This window comes from Candidatus Nitrosomarinus catalina, assembly GCF_002156965.1.
Lineage (GTDB): Archaea > Thermoproteota > Nitrososphaeria > Nitrososphaerales > Nitrosopumilaceae > Nitrosopumilus > Nitrosopumilus catalinensis.
The window spans coordinates 725,074-740,626 of the sequence record NZ_CP021324.1 but is presented as its reverse complement, the minus strand read 5'-3'; the positions used below and the strand labels follow the sequence as shown (position 1 = coordinate 740,626).

At 31.0% G+C, this 15,553-nt stretch carries 23 protein-coding genes; 14 read left to right on the top strand and 9 right to left on the bottom strand.

Translation table 11 applies throughout. The features are described 5' to 3' along the window. Window positions 1-3: 3 nt before the first annotated feature. On the bottom strand, window positions 4-210 hold the full coding sequence (locus NMSP_RS04455) for a hypothetical protein (protein WP_086907641.1): 207 nt from the start codon (window positions 208-210) through the stop codon (window positions 4-6). A gap of 84 nt (window positions 211-294) precedes the next feature. Between NMSP_RS04455 and NMSP_RS04450 the strand changes: the two genes are divergently transcribed. Next, on the top strand, window positions 295-1,179 hold the full coding sequence (locus NMSP_RS04450; RefSeq protein ID WP_086907640.1) for a prenyltransferase: 885 nt from the start codon (window positions 295-297) through the stop codon (window positions 1,177-1,179). A 93-nt stretch (window positions 1,180-1,272) separates the two neighbouring features. Here the strand turns inward: NMSP_RS04450 and NMSP_RS04445 are convergent, their stop codons facing one another. Both NMSP_RS04445 and NMSP_RS04440 read right to left on the bottom strand, forming a co-directional pair. After that, entirely contained in the window at window positions 1,273-1,536 is a 264-nt protein-coding gene (locus NMSP_RS04445; RefSeq protein WP_086907639.1) for a hypothetical protein, read from the bottom strand. Window positions 1,537-1,607: 71 nt separating this feature from the next. After that, window positions 1,608-1,820 carry a hypothetical protein gene (locus tag NMSP_RS04440; protein ID WP_192866134.1) on the bottom strand — a complete coding sequence of 71 codons (213 nt, stop codon included), beginning with the start codon at window positions 1,818-1,820 and terminating at the stop codon, window positions 1,608-1,610. Between the two features lie 99 nt (window positions 1,821-1,919). Between NMSP_RS04440 and NMSP_RS04435 the strand changes: the two genes are divergently transcribed. Next, window positions 1,920-3,020: an aldo/keto reductase gene (locus NMSP_RS04435; protein WP_086907637.1), complete on the top strand. Its 1,101-nt coding sequence runs from the start codon at window positions 1,920-1,922 to the stop codon at window positions 3,018-3,020. A gap of 113 nt (window positions 3,021-3,133) precedes the next feature. After that, window positions 3,134-3,280 carry a YHS domain-containing protein gene (locus NMSP_RS04430; protein ID WP_086907636.1) on the top strand — a complete coding sequence of 49 codons (147 nt, stop codon included), beginning with the start codon at window positions 3,134-3,136 and terminating at the stop codon, window positions 3,278-3,280. Here NMSP_RS04430 and NMSP_RS04425 read toward each other — a convergent pair. Then, window positions 3,277-4,221 (bottom strand): asparagine synthase C-terminal domain-containing protein, encoded by a 945-nt coding sequence (locus tag NMSP_RS04425; RefSeq protein ID WP_086907635.1) that lies wholly within the window; start codon window positions 4,219-4,221, stop codon window positions 3,277-3,279. The two genes, NMSP_RS04430 and NMSP_RS04425, sit on opposite strands and share 4 nt — an antisense overlap. A 103-nt stretch (window positions 4,222-4,324) precedes the next feature. On the opposite strand from NMSP_RS04425, the gene NMSP_RS04420 reads away from it, so the two are divergent. After that, entirely contained in the window at window positions 4,325-4,741 is a 417-nt protein-coding gene (locus NMSP_RS04420; RefSeq protein ID WP_086907634.1) for a transcriptional regulator, read from the top strand. On the opposite strand, the gene NMSP_RS04415 is transcribed toward NMSP_RS04420, so the two are convergent. Continuing rightward, window positions 4,738-5,034 carry an AlbA family DNA/RNA-binding protein gene (locus NMSP_RS04415; protein WP_086907633.1) on the bottom strand — a complete coding sequence of 99 codons (297 nt, stop codon included), beginning with the start codon at window positions 5,032-5,034 and terminating at the stop codon, window positions 4,738-4,740. The two genes, NMSP_RS04420 and NMSP_RS04415, sit on opposite strands and share 4 nt — an antisense overlap. Window positions 5,035-5,088: 54 nt before the next feature. Next, entirely contained in the window at window positions 5,089-5,580 is a 492-nt protein-coding gene (locus tag NMSP_RS04410) for a DNA-directed RNA polymerase subunit K (RefSeq protein ID WP_225971236.1), read from the bottom strand. Between the two features lie 52 nt (window positions 5,581-5,632). Here NMSP_RS04410 and NMSP_RS04405 point away from each other — a divergent pair, with 52 nt between their 5' ends. Beyond that, window positions 5,633-6,019: a cyclophilin-like fold protein gene (locus tag NMSP_RS04405; RefSeq protein ID WP_086907631.1), complete on the top strand. Its 387-nt coding sequence runs from the start codon at window positions 5,633-5,635 to the stop codon at window positions 6,017-6,019. On the opposite strand, the gene NMSP_RS04400 is transcribed toward NMSP_RS04405, so the two are convergent. Further along, window positions 6,001-6,288 (bottom strand): 30S ribosomal protein S25, encoded by a 288-nt coding sequence (locus NMSP_RS04400; RefSeq protein WP_086907630.1) that lies wholly within the window; start codon window positions 6,286-6,288, stop codon window positions 6,001-6,003. The two genes, NMSP_RS04405 and NMSP_RS04400, sit on opposite strands and share 19 nt — an antisense overlap. Window positions 6,289-6,432: 144 nt before the next feature. Here NMSP_RS04400 and NMSP_RS04395 point away from each other — a divergent pair, with 144 nt between their 5' ends. Beyond that, complete coding sequence (locus tag NMSP_RS04395) at window positions 6,433-6,645, top strand: hypothetical protein (RefSeq protein WP_086907629.1); 213 nt, start codon at window positions 6,433-6,435, stop codon at window positions 6,643-6,645. Here the strand turns inward: NMSP_RS04395 and NMSP_RS04390 are convergent. Beyond that, window positions 6,642-7,712, bottom strand: coding sequence for a homospermidine biosynthesis protein (locus NMSP_RS04390; RefSeq protein ID WP_086907628.1), 1,071 nt, complete (start codon window positions 7,710-7,712; stop codon window positions 6,642-6,644). The two genes, NMSP_RS04395 and NMSP_RS04390, sit on opposite strands and share 4 nt — an antisense overlap. A 113-nt stretch (window positions 7,713-7,825) precedes the next feature. Here NMSP_RS04390 and NMSP_RS04385 point away from each other — a divergent pair, with 113 nt between their 5' ends. The 6 genes from NMSP_RS04385 (at window position 7,826) to NMSP_RS04360 (ending at window position 13,090) form a co-directional block, all read left to right on the top strand. Beyond that, on the top strand, window positions 7,826-8,164 hold the full coding sequence (locus NMSP_RS04385; RefSeq protein ID WP_086907627.1) for a hypothetical protein: 339 nt from the start codon (window positions 7,826-7,828) through the stop codon (window positions 8,162-8,164). Between the two features lie 43 nt (window positions 8,165-8,207). Beyond that, a complete protein-coding gene (locus tag NMSP_RS04380; RefSeq protein ID WP_086907626.1) occupies window positions 8,208-8,810 on the top strand; it encodes a DNA-3-methyladenine glycosylase family protein in 603 nt (200 codons plus the stop codon). A gap of 69 nt (window positions 8,811-8,879) precedes the next feature. Next, window positions 8,880-10,748: a threonine--tRNA ligase gene (locus NMSP_RS04375; protein WP_086907625.1), complete on the top strand. Its 1,869-nt coding sequence runs from the start codon at window positions 8,880-8,882 to the stop codon at window positions 10,746-10,748. A 6-nt stretch (window positions 10,749-10,754) separates the two neighbouring features. Further along, window positions 10,755-11,627 carry an agmatinase gene (gene speB / locus NMSP_RS04370; RefSeq protein WP_086907624.1) on the top strand — a complete coding sequence of 291 codons (873 nt, stop codon included), beginning with the start codon at window positions 10,755-10,757 and terminating at the stop codon, window positions 11,625-11,627. A gap of 103 nt (window positions 11,628-11,730) precedes the next feature. Beyond that, on the top strand, window positions 11,731-12,393 hold the full coding sequence (locus NMSP_RS04365; protein WP_086907623.1) for a hypothetical protein: 663 nt from the start codon (window positions 11,731-11,733) through the stop codon (window positions 12,391-12,393). A 124-nt stretch (window positions 12,394-12,517) separates the two neighbouring features. Next, entirely contained in the window at window positions 12,518-13,090 is a 573-nt protein-coding gene (locus NMSP_RS04360; RefSeq protein WP_086908381.1) for a CDP-alcohol phosphatidyltransferase family protein, read from the top strand. 2 nt (window positions 13,091-13,092) lie between these two features. Here NMSP_RS04360 and NMSP_RS04355 read toward each other — a convergent pair whose 3' ends face one another. Beyond that, a complete protein-coding gene (locus NMSP_RS04355; RefSeq protein ID WP_067956689.1) occupies window positions 13,093-13,380 on the bottom strand; it encodes a 30S ribosomal protein S26e in 288 nt (95 codons plus the stop codon). Between the two features lie 261 nt (window positions 13,381-13,641). Between NMSP_RS04355 and NMSP_RS04350 the strand changes: the two genes are divergently transcribed. Further along, window positions 13,642-14,514 (top strand): PfkB family carbohydrate kinase, encoded by an 873-nt coding sequence (locus NMSP_RS04350; RefSeq protein ID WP_086907622.1) that lies wholly within the window; start codon window positions 13,642-13,644, stop codon window positions 14,512-14,514. Between the two features lie 40 nt (window positions 14,515-14,554). Beyond that, entirely contained in the window at window positions 14,555-15,553 is a 999-nt protein-coding gene (locus tag NMSP_RS04345) for an NAD(+)/NADH kinase (protein WP_086907621.1), read from the top strand.

Here is a 15,553-nt window from a genome sequence, read left to right as displayed (position 1 = left end):
AATCTAATTATCTGTTCTCTTTTTATCTCTACAAACTCCGCAAAGATATGTTTTTTTGAATTCATTTAATTGTGCAAAATATTCCTCTGTTTGAAAATATTTTTCACCTGTTTTCATTCCTCCTGGAACTTTTTTTTCACAATTATTACATTTTAATTCTAAATTAAATTTGATAATTTTCTCATTTTCTTCAATTTTTCCAAACCTCATGACTACCTTTTGAAATATTTTCGTATATAATTTAGTTAAAATAGAAACTAACGAATTTTATACTAAAAAATGGCATAATCACTTATGATTTCAGTTTGGTTACGTGTAATTCGAGTTCGTTTTCTTTTAGCTTCTGTAATTGCAGTAATGACTGGATTGGCACTAAATTGGTATCAAAGTGGTTCGATAGAATATTTCGATGCTCTTTTGACATTTGCAGGTGTGATGGCATTGCATGCAAGTGTTGATTTGCTTAATGATTACTGGGATTTCAAACGAGGAATTGATACTAAAACCACTAGAACTAAAATGAGTGGTGGAACAGGTGTATTGCCTGAAGGATTACTCAAACCTTCTTCTGTTTATCGTGCTGGTGTATTTTTCTTAGTACTTGGAGCATTGATTGGTAGTTATTTTGTTATTACATATGGTATTTTGATTGCAATAATTTTGGGTTTTGCAATTCTTTCAATCTATTTTTACTCTACTAAGATTGTTGATTCTGGTTTAGGTGAATTTTTTGTTGCTGTAAAGGGATCCATGATTGTCATTGGAACTTTCTACATTCAATCTGGTGAAGTCAATATTGAATCCATTCTAGCTGGAATTGTCATTGGAACTTTATCATCTTTAGTATTGTTTATTGCATCATTTCCTGATCATGATGCTGATAAATCAAAAGGCAGAAAAACATTAGTGATTGCAGTTGGAAAAGCCAAAGCACGAAAATTATTTTGGATTTTCCCATTATTTGCTTATGCTGTTATTGTAATTGGGGTTTTGTTGAATTATTTGCCTATTTTGACTTTGATTAGTTTGATGAGTTTTCCATTGATAATCAAATCTGGAATTGGCTTGCAAAAAAATTATGATTCTGTTGATGAACTAGTTCCTTACATGAGTTCAACTTTAAAATTTAGTCGTCTTACTGGAATATTATTTGTCATTGGTTTCTTAATTCCTCTTTAACCCCATCTATCTATACTGCAACAATTTCTTTACTAACTTATTCGATATTTTACCTTGAAATTCTTTGGTTATGTGATTAGAGTAGATATTTGATTAAGGAATTGGCTCCAAACATATTGGCATTTCATATTCTGAACAAGCCATTTTTGTACATGCAAAATCCTCTGTGCCTTCCGGATTTGTTATAATCGTGCATGTGTTACATCCGTCATACCACACCGAGCAGTTATCAAGTCCAATTACAGGTAGAGTTGATTTTGGATTATCTATTTCTATTATAGTACTTAGTAACATCCCAACAGTGAAGAGAATTAAAAATATGATTACTGGAAATATGATTATTTTTTTTGGATTCATGATTTATCAAGTACATTGTTCTTGATATGATTTTCTCATTATTCTTTCTAGTTTGTTTGTTATTTACAATATTATTTTTCAACAAGTAAAGTCACAACAATTTCAGTTTGATCATTTTCAAGATCATCCTCTAGTGTGATTTTTTTATCCACAAGTTTGTATTCTTCAATCAAAGAACCATATTCATTAAATCTTCTAACTAGTTTGCTTTTTGGAAGAACAACTACATCACCTGCATTATGATATGTTTCTACTGATTCATTATTTTTTATTATAATTTTCATACTTTTCACTGTAACTTACTCTAGATATTGATTTCTCATGGTTGTTTAGTCGGTGGATTTCTACTACAAACATAAATTTAGTTAATTTCTAATTAATTCATGATTTCTGGATATGCTACATCAGAGGGAACAAAGAACTTTTCAAAAAATTCTCAAGTCAATCTAGATAATTTTAAAATTTTTGAGAACTTACATCTCTCAAATGTGGGAATTGGAACCTATTTGGGAAATCCTGATAGTCAAACTGATGAATTGGTAAAAAATGCAGTAAAACAGACTGTTTTATCAGGTGTAAATGTTATTGATACTGCAATTAATTATCGTGCCCAAAAAGCAGAACGCTCTGTTGGTAAGGCAATATCTGAACTAATTCAAGAAGAAAAAATCACTCGAAATCAAGTTTTTGTAAGTAGTAAAAATGGATATGTGACAAATGATGCAGACATTCAAGAAGATTTTATGCAGTATGTAATGCGTGAACTCGGAAAACCTGGCATTGTAAAAGAGGGTGACATAACTTCTGGTTATCACTGTATGACTACTGCATACTTATCTGATCAATTAGATAGAAGCTTGAAAAATTTAGATCTCGAATGTATTGATTTAATGTATTTGCATAATGGCATCGAGGGACAAATAAAAGATATTTCTAAAGATGAATTTTTGGAAAAATTAAAATCTGTTTTTGAATTATATGAGCAAAAACGTGATGAAGGAAAAATCAAATTTTATGGAATGGCTACGTGGGAGTGCTTTAGAGTTCAAGATAATGATCCCCAACATCTTTCTTTAGAAGATATTGTACAAATGGCCAAAAAAATCGGTGGGGATAATCATGGATTCAAATTTATCCAATTACCTTACAACATGAATTATGATCAAGCTCTCTTAGGGAAAAATCAAATAATTGGAAATAAACCTGTCTCGATTTTGGAGTCTGCAGTAACTCTTGGAATTGGAGTTTTTACAAGTGTTCCATTTATGCAAGGTCGATTATTATCTCCTGGCGTAATGCCCGAGTTTAGTGATTTGAAATCATCACTTCGTGCCTTACAATTTATTCGGTCATCCCCTGGGGTATTGGCTCCACTAGTAGGTCAAAAATCTGCAGAACATGTTTCAGAAAATTTAGAAATAATGAAAATTCCTCCTTTATCCAATGAAGATTTTGTAGCGTTGGTTAAAAAATTAACTTCTTGACAGTCTTCATTACTATATTTTTCTAAAATTTGTTTTATCTATGAATTCATAATTCAAACATTGTTGATTTGCATTACTGAATCTATAAATAGAAATTAAAAATTAAAAAATTTGTGCCAGTTGATCCTGTATGTGGAATTGAATTAGATGAAGATATAGCTTTAATCCATGATCATAATGGAAAAAATTTCTACTTTTGTTGTAATGGATGTAGAAAAATATTCATAAAAAAACCACGAAAGTACAAAAATAATGTTTAGATTGGAAAAGCTCCGCACATTCTACAAAATTTTGAACTCATAACTTCATGCTTACAATAAGGACACTGAGTACTTGCTTTATCATTTACTGGAATACCGTATAATTTTTTATAAATTTCATAATAGTACATGGATTCTTTGCTTCTAATCACTACGTTGTCTTCTTTTTTCACTGTTAATTTTTTTTCAACAAATTTTTCTTCATTAATTATAGATTCAAATAAATTGGTTAATCCAACAGTACCTGCTCCGTCTTGCATAGGTGATTTTTTTCTCCATACTATTTGCAAAGGTATGTGATTTTCAAATGTTTTTCGTAAAATCCATTTACCGTACCTTGTTTCTTTTTCTTGTTTGATTTTCAAATTTGACGGAATTTCATTTGCAATTTTGATTAATTCTTCTGTAAGAAACGGTGACTCAATTTTTATTCCTAATTGTTCGCCTATTTTCTGGCTTGGGAAATGCATTATTGAACATACTCTTTTTATTTCTGCATCTAATTCGTTTTCAGGTTTGTTAACAAGAAAGTTGTATCCTGCAAATAATTCATCAGCTCCATCTCCTGTTATGATTGATTCGTAGTTATTTTCTTTGGCCCACTTTATTGCTAAATACATGACAACATTATTTCTAATTTCAATATCATTGAAATTTTTTAAAATTTTAATAGTCTTTTCAACTGCATCCAGAATTTCTGACGTTGTTGCATTGTAAATTGTTAATGGAATGTTTGTTTCCTTTGAAATTATTTGACAATATGTTAGATCTGTAGAAACAAAATCTTTTGAAATAATTGCAATTCCATGTGTCTTTCTTTTTTTAATAAAATTTGCCAAAATTGAACTGTCTAAACCTCCTGATAATGCAATTAGTTGGGATTTTGATGAATCACAAGATTTTTCTAAAATCTGATATATTTTACTAGAATAATCTTCCAATAATTTGGATATGATTTGAAATTAAAATAGATATGCCTAATCTATTCTAAGTTCTTTATTTTTACTGGAAACTTTAAATTCACATCTTCATTGTTGAAAAACAATGTTACTTCCTGCTGAAATTGAATCTAAAACATTGATTCCTGCATTAAGGGCAATTTTAGCAAAAAAATTGGCTGAAGAACATGATATTAGAGAAGATGAAATATCTAAAATGCTCGGAGTAACTCAAGCTGCTATTAGTAATTACATTAGAGGAACTCGTGGTGATCCATCTTTAATTGCAAAGTTATTATCTGAAAAACAGGTTGCACAATTAATTGATGAATTATGTGAAAATCTTGCTTCTGATTTAGCTTACACTCCTTCTAGTCTTTCAAAATTTATTGGATTGTGTAATTATATCAAATCCAGTTTATTGATTTGTGAAATCCATCACAATTTGGAATCTAATATCGATGAACAAGTTTGTAAAGAATGTGAAAACATGCTTCTAAAAGGTCCTGGTAGCGTTTACTAAATTTTATTAATTATTATTTCAACTGTGGATGTCATTTTTCCAATTCCAGCTTTTTCTAATGTGTCTAAATTAATTTTTTCGATTTTGGTAACGCCTCTTAACATTTTTTCTGTAATTATGTTTGCCACTGCTACTGCATTTGGAATTGAATTTCCTCTTGCTTTCAAAATAATATTATTTTGATTCATGAGTTTTGATACTACATCTACAGCAGTGAGCATTACTGGATCGTTTCCAATGTTTATTTCGGTCTGCTCTTGACCTTTCGGTTCATTTGCGTCTTCCATGAGCATTATACAACATTCAGAAATTTTTTGTTCTTTTAAGTTTTATCGACGATTGGTTCTTTATATGAAATAATCAATTGGGATGTTTTGATAATCGCCATTTGGCAAAACTCTTCTAATGGTAATTGGAATTACTTTCTTTTCTAATTCTTCCATTGAAATATCTAAAGAAATTCTTGCATTTTTTGGAATTTCGATAAATGGTGGTGCTCCTAATGATAATTGTAATGCTCTTGCTCCCATGATTCTGGCTTGCTCAAATCTTGTTAATGTTGGAGGTCCAATAGTGATTTTGCCCTTTTCACAAGGAATTTCAACTGGATCATGATCTTCAATTTTTTCTACAACTTCTCTTTCTTCGATTTCTTTAATTCTATTTTCAAGATTTGATTGTTCTTTATCTGTTAATGGTTCTGTTGGATTGTCTGTATTTTTTTCAATTAATTTTCGATAAGTGTCTAATGCTTTGTTTAATCCTAAATTGGGATCTGCTTCTGTTTCTAATGTTTCAGATTCTGGTGTAATTACTTTTGGTTCTTCAGCACTGGACAAGTACAAAAATTCTCTTAAAACGTTATATAATCTAATCATTTTTAAATTAAAATTGTCTAATGCTTCAGTCTCCAGAAAACAATTGATTTTAGAAATTGATGGAAAGAGAAAATTAACTTGTGATTTGAAACGACATTTGTCTCCTAGAACTGTAGGTACTATTATGAGATCATTGCCTTTAGAGGGTAATTCTCATTTATTGGGTAAAAGTATTGTTTATTTTGAAACTAGTGTTGACTCGGGAATTGAACGTGCCAGATCTGAATTTAAAAAAGGTGATGTAGCATTTTTACCTTCTACTGGTAGTTTTTGTTTTTTTGTTGGAAATGTCGAATCTGCTAAAAAAATGACCCCGATTGGTAAATTTACTGATGATGAAAATGTATTGAAGAATGTTAAATCTGGAGATGTTATTCGTCTCTATGAAGAGACAACTTGATACAAATGGTGTCCTGCATATCCGCCTACTTTCTTTACTGTACCTTTTGCAGTGGATTCTTTTAAGAATGCATTTGCAGCTGAAATTTTAACACCTGTTTGTCTTGCAAGATCTTGGACAGTTACAACTTTTGAATTTTGAATTACTTTCATAGCTTGTTGCTCATTTAACATGACTGTAATTTCTGCTTTTTTTGGACCGCCTTCCCCTTTGTCCTTTTTACCTTTCTTTGAATCTTTAGAACCGCTTGGTTTGTTTGTTCCAGCCATAAAGTTAGAAAAAAATATTCCTATTATAAACGATTAATCGGTCGATTTTAAGTTGTCAAAAAGTATTTTTTTTAAATATTTTTAAAATAAATTAACTTGTTCAAATTTTTTCAAGTATAAATAACATCTTGATTATAGTAAGTTATGGGCATTGTTGCAAAAGGTGCTAAGTGTAACGTTGAAGGATGTGATCAAGATGGCGCTCGTTCATTAAATACCACTAAAGTTGAAAATGCAGGTTTGCGAGTTAATTCTAAGGGTAAAAAAACAATTCTTTGTAAAGACCACTACAAAGAGTGGAAAAAAGAATCCAAAGATGATCGTGAACTTGAACGTGCTAGATTCAACAAATTTTAACCTCCTTTAGGATTGTTGAAGTAATCTTTGCTTAATTTATCGTATAATTGATCAATTTTTTTATAGAGCCTTTTTGGTTTTCTCTCTTTTTGATTGCTGAGAACATATAATGCTAAAATTGGAAATGCAATTGTTGCATCAGCATAAACCGTAATTATGCCTTCGTGAGAATCTTGAATTTTGCCCCAACTTTTACCTTCTTGTAATGTTGCACCTGACAACCCTCCAGTATCTGGACGTGCATCAGTAATTTGTATGATGTATTCTTGTCCTCCGTCATTTCTTCTTAAAATTTGATCTAAAAGTGGACCTGTTTGTTGAGCAGTATTTTTTGGTACTCCTCCTCCTAATTCTAAAATCCCTGATTTTTTTGAATCATATACAATTGCAGCTTGTTCAATAATTTCTCTGACAAAATCTAAATCAAATTTTTTATCTTCTAATCTATGTACTGCTAAATTTAACGCCAACGATGAGTCTTTCATTGTTGAAATGTATACTGGCACATCATAATCATATGCTGTGGTAATGAAACTTTTTTCTGGATGTTTTGCAATTTTCTTACTTCTTTTACCTAACAAATTGCAAAATTCTGCTGTTGTAAAAGATTTGTCTTGAAAATCATCTGCAAACATTTTTTGAATTGTTTGATCTTCAGCTTCCAATGTTTCTTCAAATTTAATGTAAACATCTCTAATTCTTACAATTTCATTTTCATATAATTTCATATCATCAACATCAAAACTTCCTTGTTTGACTGGTAATCCTAATGCAAAATGATCCTCATGATATACGTTGGCACCTGTTGTGACAATCCAATCTACAAATCCTCTTTCAATTAATGTTTTAATTATTCCACCAAAACCAACAGGGGTCATTGCACCAGATATTGTGAGACAAATTGTTGCATCCTCTTCAATCATTTTTGCATATAATTTTGCAGCCTCTCCTAATTGCCTTCCATTAAAGCCTGAATTTGCAAATACTTCAACTAAATCTTCGATATTCATTTTTGGATCTAATTTGATATGAGGAATATCTTTTCCATGAAATTTGTGTGGATCCATTTTTACTTGGTTTTCTTAACTGTAAATAATACTTGTGTTGTACCTAAAATTGAATTTGAGACTTGGTTTAAAAATAAATTTACTTATCTATCGATAATTTCATAATTGATTATATGGAAATAATTGACTTACATGATCCTGCCAGAGTAACTAAAACTCCTGATGAGGTTAAATTTTTACTTGAAAATGGAAATTTTATCCAAGATGAATTTGAAATATCTGATATTGAATTACGGCTATACTTGGAAAGAATAGATCAAAAATTGGGTACTTACTCATTGATCACTTCTTTTGTTAGAACAAACAAAGGAACAATTGAAATGATTTATGATGAAGGCTTTCTGGGCGAAGATGCATTATCCCGAGCATTTACTTTTCTTACAACAAATTTGGGTTTGTCTGGATTGGTTTTAAGATCAATAATTTCAATTCGTCAAAAAATTTCAGATTAATCTTTTGATAATCCTTGAAATATGATTTATTTTTAAATTAATTATGTATGAAGATGCTTTAATCATTTTAAACAAAGACAAAAAACTAAAAAAAATTATTTCATCTGTTGGTGAATGTAAAATCCGTACTATTTCTAATCCTTTTGAAGCATTGATTGAAGCAATTATTACTCAACAAATATCTGACAGTGCCGGTAAATCAATATCTTTAAGATTTAAAAATTTGTTTGGTACAAAATATCCTACTGCAAATGATATTGTCAAATTATCTAAAAATGAAATCAAATCTATTGGTTTGTCTAGAATGAAAGCAGAATATATTTTTGATATTTCAAAAATGATTGTAGATAAAAAATTAAATTTTAAAATTTTTAATGACATGTCTGATGATGAAGTTATTTTTGAATTGACAAAAATTCGTGGAATAGGTAAATGGACTGCTGAAATGTATTTGATATTTGGATTGGGTAGATTGGATGTATTTCCATTAGGGGATCTAGGATTGATAAATGGCATGAAAAAATTATATGGTTTGGAAAATCCAACAAACAAAGAAATCTTAGAAATTACAAACAAATGGATTCCTTATAGAACAATTGGGACATGGTACATTTGGAAAGGTGTAAAAAATTTTCAATTTGTATGATCTAGGCACAAATTTTTGAATTTTTAGTCAATACTAACGATTTTAAACTGACTATAATTAATTTCAGTCATGCGAATTTTACAATTACATTGTGATAGCATAGAGTATACTCCTACAAAAAAAGAGATTAAAAGTGCAGAAGATATTGAAAATCCTCAAACTCAAAGACTTGAAGAACTAGTTGTTGTTTTTGTTGCCATCGAGGACGGTGATGATTCTAGTGTTGCACAAAATGCTATATCTCAAATTAAAGAATCTATGCAAAAAATTGGCTGCAAAAAATTACTCTTATACCCTTATGCTCATTTAAGCTCTAATCTTGCAAAACCATCTGTTGCAATTTCATTACTAAAAGAAATGGAATCTTCTGCTTCTGATTTGGAAGTTTCTCATTCTCCATTTGGTTGGACAAAATCATACAAATTACAAGTTAAAGGACACCCCTTAGCTGAAAGTTCAAAGGTTATAACAAAAGATTCCCCATCTGCAAAACCTGACTCTGAATTAACTTCTGAAGCATTAAAGGGTGAATCTAAAATTCGATCAATTTGGAAAATTATGTCTCCGGACGGAACAATGTCTAATATTGCTGATTTTGATTTTTCAAAACATCCAAAATTAGAAATTTTGGCAAAATATGAAGCTGCAAAACAACGTCATGTTGATCAACCTCCTCCACATGTTGCACTAATGAAAAAAATGGGTATTGCTGATTATGAAACTGCATCTGATTCAGGTAATATGAGATTTTTCCCAAATGGTCGACTAATAAAATCTCTAATTGAGCGATACGTAACTGATAGAGTGAAAGAATATGGTGGTTATGAAGTGGAAACTCCAATCATGTATGATTCTGAACATCCAAGTATGGTTAGTTACTTCAATCGATTCCCTGCACGTCAATACAATATTGATTCTGATGGAAAAAAATTATTTCTAAGATTTGCTGCTTGTTTTGGACAATTCCTTATGGCAAATCATTTTCAAATGTCTTTCAAAAATTTACCTTACAAACTTTATGAACTTACAAGGTATAGTTTTAGGCGTGAACAATCTGGTGAATTAGTTGGATTAAGACGACTTAGAGCATTCACCATGCCTGACTGTCATGCATTTTGTGGTGACATGACACAAGCCATTGACGAAATAAAGGTAAGATTTGATTTATCTCAAAGTGTTCTTGAAAATCTTGGAATCCAGAAATCTGATTACGATATGGCAATTAGATTTACTGAAGATTTCTATAATGAGAATAAATCTACAATTGAAGAATTAGTCAAAAAGAATGGAAAACCTGTATTAGTTGAAATGTGGACTGAAAAATTCTTTTATTTTGTTTTAAAATGGGAATTCAATTTTATTGATAATCTTGGAAAAGCATCTGCTCTTTCTACTGATCAAATTGATGTTGAAAACGGGGATAGATATGGAATTGAATTCGTTGATGAAAATAATAATAAAAAACACCCAATAATTTTACACAATTCCCCAAGTGGTGCTATTGAAAGAATCATTTACGCCCTATTAGAAAAAGCTGCTACTGATTCACATGAAGGCAGAAAACCACAATTGCCATTATGGTTATCTCCTACCCAAGTTAGAATAATTCCATTAAAAGAAGAATTTTATGATTTTTGTGAAAAATTAACTGATAAAATTTCTACAAACTCTGTACGTGTCGACATTGATGATCGAAATGAGAGTATTGGAAAGAGAATTCGTGAAGCTGAAAAAGAATGGATTAGATATATTCTTGTAATTGGTGAAAAAGAAGCAAACTCTGAAAATCTGAGTATTCGTGACAGGACAACTGGGGCAGTTAGAGAATTATCTTTTGATGAATTCATTACTGAAATTAATGAGCAAACGCAGGGTAAACCATTTACAGGTTTGAACTTTCCAAAACATATTTCCAAACGTCCAAATCTTATGGTGTAGATACAAATGAGTTTTCTTGATTTATACATGAATAGGAATCCGCTAATTACTGGTTCTGATGAAGGTGGTGAACCCGTTGCTACAATTTTTGGAGTTCCTTTTGATGCTACGCATTCTTACAAACCTGGTTGCAGATTTGGGGCTGACGCAATTCGTGATTCCTTTAATAATATTGAAATTTTTCATCCTGAACTTGGTGTTGATTTAGAAACCGTAAATATTGAAGATTTAGGTAACACTCGTCATACTGTTGTTGCATCTGAACTGATTGATATGCTGAAAAAAATTACTACTGAACTTGTTTCTAAACAAAAACAACTTTTCATTTTAGGTGGTGAACACTCTATTACTTATGGAACTTATACTAGTTTCCCTAAAGAAACTGGGTATGTTGTATTTGATGCCCATTATGATTTACGTGATGAATTTGCAGATATTCGATTAAGTCATGCATCATACTTGAGAAGAATTGTGGAAGAACGTGGCTCTGAAAATATTTTGCATGTTGGTGCAAGAGCATTTGTAAAAGAGGAGTTAGAATTTCTTACTGAAAATAAAATCAAAATAATTTCTGACAAAGAAATTAGAGATGGTAAAGGCCCCCAATTAGTTAAAGATCACATATCTACTTTTGACACTGTATACTCTAGTTTTGATCTTGATGTTTTAGACCCTGCATACGCTCCTGGAGTTGGAAACCCCGAAGCTGTTGGCATTACATCTAGAGAATTATTTGATATGATTCATTCCTTTGAAGATACAAAAGTAACTGGAGTTGATATTGTAGAATTAAATCCTTATCATGATAATGGCGCAACTGCTTCATTAGCTGCAAAGATTATCTCCACAATGATTGCCATAAATGTGGCTCAGCAATAATTTATTTTTCAATAATTATCATTATTTTATGCCTAGATCTTAAATATTTTATATTATTTTGTAATTAGTTACATTAACTAAATCCAATTTATGAAATTCTGTTATGAGCAAAGATGGCTTCAACAAAGAAGGATATCACAAATCAACTGGAACAAAATTTGACAAAGAGGGATATGACAAAGATGGTTTTAGTAGAAATGGTTATGATCGAAATGGTTATGATAAAAAGGGTATTCACATAGCAACTGGCACTTTGGTTAATACTGCTGGATTAAACAAAGATGGAAATTATGAAGCAACTGGGACTGCATTCAACAAAGAAGGAAATCACAAATCAACTGGAACAGAATTTGACGAGGATGGTTTCAACAAAGATGGCTTCAACAAAAATGGATATGATAAAGATGGCTTCAACAAAAATGGATATGATAAGAGTGGATATAATCAAGATGGTATTCACATAGCAACTGGCACTTTGTTTAACACTGCTGGATTAAACAAAGATGGAAATTATGAAACTGGGACTGCATTCAACAAAGACGGCTTCAACAAAGACGGCTTCAACAAAAATGGATATGATAAAAATGGATATGATAAAAATGGATATGATAAAAATAATTTTGATAAAGATGGCACTCACCTGGTAACTCATACTTTGTTTAACACTGCTGGATTCAACAAAGAAGGAAATCACAAGGCAACTGGAACCCCATTTAATGAAGAGGGATATGACAAAGACGGCCTTGATAAACTTGGAAACAAATAACAAGAATTAACTAGTGATGAAGATAATCAGAAAAAGAATTTCTAAAACTTTCTGCTTAATTTGGTCGTTAGATGGGTTCGTTTACTACAATCTACTTTATTAGATGGTATTTTGGGTGTATTTTGTGTTAAATAATTTACGTGAATCTCTTCGTCCCGCCCTTGAAAAGGTAGGAAAAGGATTTGCTGCAACTGGATTGTCTCCAAACTTTTGGACTGTTGTAGGACTTGTAATTGCATTAGCTTCTGCTGTAGTTTACGGAATGGGTATGGAATTTGGATTAATTATTGGAGGTATCTTGTTACTTGTTTCAGGATTCTTTGACATGGTTGATGGTCAGGTTGCAAGAGTAACTGGCAAGACTTCTAAAAAAGGTGAATATCTTGATTCAATGTTTGATAAAATTTCTGAAGTTGCAATCTTTTTAGGAATTTTAGTTGGTGGATATGCAGAACCCTATCTTGTATTACTTGCAATAACTTTGTCTTTGTTAGTTAGTTACGCTAGAGCAAAATCCGATTTAATTAACATCAAACTTCAAGGAATTGGAATTGGTGAAAGAGCTGAAAGACTATTAGTAATTGCAATAGTTGGAATTATTGGTTTTATGGATTATGCAGTTGTTATTGTAGTGATAATAGCTGGCATTACATTGATACAAAGAATGATTTACACTGCAAAAAATATTTCTGAATAATACTATCGGAGTTTACCGCGTTTTCTTCTGTTGTCTTCAGATCTAATTTTAAGAATTTTAAAATGAATTGCACATGAAATACAGTAATGTTTCAAAACTGTTGGTGATGCAATGTATGCGCCTTGTGCTCTCAATTCTTTTGCTAATGTGTGTTCGACGAGGTTCAATTTGGAAGTGACTTTTTTGGCTTTATCTTTTGGAACTGTTTGTCCACAGTTTGTACATTGAACTGTTCCTGAAGAGCCTTTTCCTCCTTTTGTACGACCTCTACTTGCACGCTTAAGTGGCATGAATTCCAGCCATTTAGCCTACTTATAATCTTGTAGAATTTACTAAAAATCCTAATTTTATACCTAGATTTTTGATAATATTTACTTCATCCTTTAATTCTAGTTTGACTTACGATCTGTGGTTAAGTTGGAGGGGTTATGTCATGTCTGTTTCAGTTCTGGTGTAAAATTGCGTCTTTCTAAAGGAGTTATTCTATGTGGTGATTGTTTTGACAAAGAAAATGCAAAAAACTAAATCTACTATATCTAAAAACTAAAAAAATGAAAAAATTAGCAATTTATTCACATTGTGCGTTAGATACTATTTCGATTGCAGGAAATTCATATGAGCAAATTGGAGGAGCTGCATCTTACTGTGGATTGATGGCTCGCGAGTTAAAATTTGATGTTGATCTTTTTACAAAATATGGTGCTGATTTTGCAAAACAATATTTGGTTGAGAAAAAAATTAATTTAATCAATCCTGATTCTGCTAAAAATACTACCAAGTTTTCTATCTCCATTACTGGTAGTGATAGAACTCTAAAAATTGCCAATGAATGTGAACCAATAGAATATTCTGATGTTAATGCAGATGCACATATTGTTAGTCCAATCTTTCATGAAATTTCTCAAGATGTCTTTAAGAAAATTAAACAAAATTCTAATTTTTTATTTGTTGATCCTCAGGGATTTTTGAGACAAAAGGATTCTGAAAACAATGTTTTTCTTCAAAAAACTAATCTTGATTTAGCAAACGTAGATGCAATTAAAATAAATCCTGAGGAGGGACAAAATATTGTCGACGGTTCCCATGATGAAATGATGTTAGCGTTACAAAAAAAAGGAATTGAGCATGTGATATTGACTAACAAAACCGATGTCTCAATTTTAATAAAAAATAGAGTTTACTCTTTAAAATTACCAAATAAACATGTTCATGATACTACTGGAATTGGAGATATTTTTTGTTCTACATTTACTTGTACCATGATTAAAGAAAAGGATTTTTTGTGGGCATTTTGTTTTGCTGCAGGCTCTGCACAGGCAGCACTTGAATCAAATAATGTGGGATTGCAAAAAATTCCTAAAAAAGGTGATGTAGAAAACAATGCATCCTATTTTTATAATCTAGTGGATTTTCGAGATTTATGATGCATCATTCTTTTATTCTTTATGTAGGATTTGTACACTAATGCAAATTGGTATTTATGGTTCTGGAACTTCAGAAGTTGCTTCTAAAACCATCAAAAAAATATTGAATTCATGTGATATTGATTCATTTACTATTACAAAATCTAAAAATAAACATGCTGATTGTATTATTGTTTTAGGCGGGGATAAGGGAGTTCGAAATTATTTCCATAGAACTTTTGATGCAACATCTCCTGTATTGGGAATTAATGAAGGTGAATCAAGTGGATTTTTAGCTCAAATAGAATTAAAAGAGTTTTCTTCTTATGTTGAAATTTTAAAAAAACAAAATTTCAGTATTGAAGAAGTTCCAAGACTTGGTGTTAAAATTGATGGAAAAAATGTTTATCCAGTTTTAAATGATGTTGCAGTATTTTCTTCTAAAAGTGCAATGTTGATGGAACATACTTTGCGTGTTAATGGTGATGAGGTATGGCATGATAATGGTGATGGAATAATTGTTTCTACTCCTATTGGTTCTTCTGCATATTCGATGTCTGTTGGAGGACCTGTATTGTTTCAAGATTCTGCTGTCTTTGAAATTATTTCAGTAAATTCACTTGATGTAACAAGAAGACCGATAATTGTTTCAAATTCAAGTTTTATTGAAATTGATGATATCTCTGCTAGATTGCATTGTGAAGTTGTCTTGGATGGGTTGGATAGATACAAAGTGAAAAAGACAGTTGAGTGCTCCAAATTTATTCCTCCTGCAAAGATTATTCGATTAAAAAAAGATACTACTGGAATCTCTGCACTGGCAAAAAAAGTTCATCTTGCTGAAGATCTATTGAGCATGCCACCTAGCTCCAAATTATTACTAAAAACGTTAGAGTATGAGGGTGAATTAACACAAAAGGACTTGGCAAACAAAACACTACTTCCTGATAGAACTGTTAGATTGGCATTGAGCCACTTACTCAAGAAGGGTTATGTAAAAAAGAAAGTCTCGATTAGAGATGCACGGCAAAAAATTTATGAAATTTCAAAAATTGAATGA

Excerpts from the sequence above, each read along its gene's own strand:
- NMSP_RS04455 (WP_086907641.1), bottom strand. The coding sequence starts at position 210 with ATGAGGTTTGGAAAAATTGAAGAAAATGAGAAAATTATCAAATTTAAT.
- NMSP_RS04450 (WP_086907640.1), top strand. The coding sequence starts at position 295 with ATGATTTCAGTTTGGTTACGTGTAATTCGAGTTCGTTTTCTTTTAGCT.
- NMSP_RS04445 (WP_086907639.1), bottom strand. The coding sequence starts at position 1,536 with ATGAATCCAAAAAAAATAATCATATTTCCAGTAATCATATTTTTAATT.
- NMSP_RS04440 (WP_192866134.1), bottom strand. The coding sequence starts at position 1,820 with ATGAAAATTATAATAAAAAATAATGAATCAGTAGAAACATATCATAAT.
- NMSP_RS04435 (WP_086907637.1), top strand. The coding sequence starts at position 1,920 with ATGATTTCTGGATATGCTACATCAGAGGGAACAAAGAACTTTTCAAAA.
- NMSP_RS04420 (WP_086907634.1), top strand. The coding sequence starts at position 4,325 with ATGTTACTTCCTGCTGAAATTGAATCTAAAACATTGATTCCTGCATTA.
- NMSP_RS04415 (WP_086907633.1), bottom strand. The coding sequence starts at position 5,034 with ATGCTCATGGAAGACGCAAATGAACCGAAAGGTCAAGAGCAGACCGAA.
- NMSP_RS04400 (WP_086907630.1), bottom strand. The coding sequence starts at position 6,288 with ATGGCTGGAACAAACAAACCAAGCGGTTCTAAAGATTCAAAGAAAGGT.
- NMSP_RS04395 (WP_086907629.1), top strand. The coding sequence starts at position 6,433 with ATGGGCATTGTTGCAAAAGGTGCTAAGTGTAACGTTGAAGGATGTGAT.
- NMSP_RS04390 (WP_086907628.1), bottom strand. The coding sequence starts at position 7,712 with ATGGATCCACACAAATTTCATGGAAAAGATATTCCTCATATCAAATTA.
- NMSP_RS04385 (WP_086907627.1), top strand. The coding sequence starts at position 7,826 with ATGGAAATAATTGACTTACATGATCCTGCCAGAGTAACTAAAACTCCT.
- NMSP_RS04380 (WP_086907626.1), top strand. The coding sequence starts at position 8,208 with ATGTATGAAGATGCTTTAATCATTTTAAACAAAGACAAAAAACTAAAA.
- NMSP_RS04375 (WP_086907625.1), top strand. The coding sequence starts at position 8,880 with ATGCGAATTTTACAATTACATTGTGATAGCATAGAGTATACTCCTACA.
- speB (WP_086907624.1), top strand. The coding sequence starts at position 10,755 with ATGAGTTTTCTTGATTTATACATGAATAGGAATCCGCTAATTACTGGT.
- NMSP_RS04365 (WP_086907623.1), top strand. The coding sequence starts at position 11,731 with ATGAGCAAAGATGGCTTCAACAAAGAAGGATATCACAAATCAACTGGA.
- NMSP_RS04355 (WP_067956689.1), bottom strand. The coding sequence starts at position 13,380 with ATGCCACTTAAGCGTGCAAGTAGAGGTCGTACAAAAGGAGGAAAAGGC.
- NMSP_RS04350 (WP_086907622.1), top strand. The coding sequence starts at position 13,642 with ATGAAAAAATTAGCAATTTATTCACATTGTGCGTTAGATACTATTTCG.
- NMSP_RS04345 (WP_086907621.1), top strand. The coding sequence starts at position 14,555 with ATGCAAATTGGTATTTATGGTTCTGGAACTTCAGAAGTTGCTTCTAAA.